At 50.7% G+C, this 1,604-nt stretch carries 1 protein-coding gene and 1 pseudogene; both read right to left on the bottom strand.

What is annotated here, in order from left to right; genetic code table 11:
- Positions 1 to 316: 316 nt before the first annotated feature.
- Entirely contained in the window at positions 317 to 805 is a 489-nt protein-coding gene (locus FFS57_RS24870) for an Imm26 family immunity protein (protein ID WP_137940504.1), read from the bottom strand.
- Between the two features lie 667 nt (positions 806 to 1,472).
- Positions 1,473 to 1,598, bottom strand: a pseudogene (locus FFS57_RS26360) (RHS repeat-associated core domain-containing protein); the annotation flags it as partial.
- Between the last annotated feature and the right edge of the window lie 6 nt (positions 1,599 to 1,604).

The raw sequence follows: 1,604 nt of genomic DNA, 5'->3' as shown, positions 1-1,604 counted from the left end.
GGCGATGATGTCATCACCCAGATACTGGTAATCCTGACTGCCCGCGCCATCGCTGCGGCCGATGCGTTTACCGTCGGCATCGTAACGGTAGCGGCCCAGTAGCGTACCGGCGGTGCTGTCCAGATTGATCTGGGTCAGTTGTTGCTGGCTGTTGTAGCTGAAGGCGTGTTGCACAGTGCCAACACGCTTCAGGGTCAGGTTGCCGTTCGGGTCGTATTGATAACTGGCCAGCAGCTCGCCACTGGCGGCAGTTATCCGCTGAAATCAACCACTCTGTCCCCGACGATTACATACTCGTTGGAGTATCTGGCATACTCTAAATTTTTCCAAGGAGGCCGAGCTGACGATGAACCGCGAGAACGAAATCATTTTCACGACCTGCAAAATAATCCAATAGCCTTTGTCGAACATGCATTGAGAACCAAACTCCCAATATTTCCAGGCCCTTGCATTCAGCAATATCTGCTGGTCTTTCTTCTCCCGCAGTATAGATATAACACTGATCAGAGCCTATTGGCTTCCGGATATAGGAAGCATTGGCTGCATATCGCCCAGTTAACTCTACAGACCCAAGGCAAAGCCAGTTCCCAGATTTAGGGGTATCCTCGGCAACAATCACCCTAAATGCAAAGGGTAGCTCTAGCAAACCCTCGGGGATTGAAGAATTAATGCTTTTATGCGCAAAAAAAGCAAAATCTCTACCTCGACACACCAGACCAAATGCAAATTCATCTTCATTCTCATTGAGAGGTATTGCATATACCTCCCCCTCTTTAAATTTCTTAGTTCGCTTCCGTTTTTCCATTTAATTAAGGTCCAAATCTAAACCTGGGTGGTGAGTTGTCCTGCATCACACCAAATTTTGCGATTGCAGCACTCATGTACCAGTATCTATTCGGGTTAAGATCACGGATGGCATTAATAGCATTCCGAGCAGTACCACCTACAGTCTGCGCTCCTCCATAGAAATCAATGAGCTGTTGTTCACGCCCGCGGATCGCAGCATAATCCGTTGTTGACACATCTAGAACGGGGAACGCAAATCCTTCGCTGTTAAGATGAGTTTGTTGCAATCCACGATCCCTAACCAATGTTGCTGGGTCTTTATAACCACTAGTGCGCCCAGCATATACCTGCCCAGTAACCGGGTGAACCCTAGTATACGTTGCATATGTTTTCTGCTGGCTGTTCGAAGTGTCCCCGGGAATCGACAAAATGGACCCTATTGCTGCGCCACCAGCCAACGCACTGCCTATAGCACCGAGTCCGGAGGTTGATATTCCACCTCCTAACACACCAGTCGAACCTGCCATTAATGCCCCAGTTGGCGTGCTACTGCCAATCGGACGGGCCACAGCTACAGACGAATTGGCCCGCAAACTCTGCCCACCGGCCGCCATCACCGGGCCACTGGTGGTGAATGGGGCCGCAGACCTGACCGGGCTGACTTTGGCAGACAACAACCCACTTGGATCAATATTGTTGATCGGGTCACCATCCACATAGGCATAGGGATTCAGTCCACCCGCCAAGCCTGACGGATCACGCTGCGTAAACCGCCCAATACTCGGGTCATACCACCTTGCGCGGTAGTAGATCAGCCC

The sequence above is a fragment of the Chitinivorax sp. B genome (assembly GCF_005503445.1).
Taxonomy (GTDB): Bacteria; Pseudomonadota; Gammaproteobacteria; order Burkholderiales; family SCOH01; genus Chitinivorax.
The sequence above is the reverse complement of the archived record's forward strand: the minus strand, read 5'-3'. Positions and strand labels throughout refer to the sequence as shown.

Bases quoted from the DNA above. Each gene is read 5' to 3' on its own strand.
- FFS57_RS24870 (WP_137940504.1), bottom strand. From the start codon at position 805: ATGGAAAAACGGAAGCGAACTAAGAAATTTAAAGAGGGGGAGGTATAT.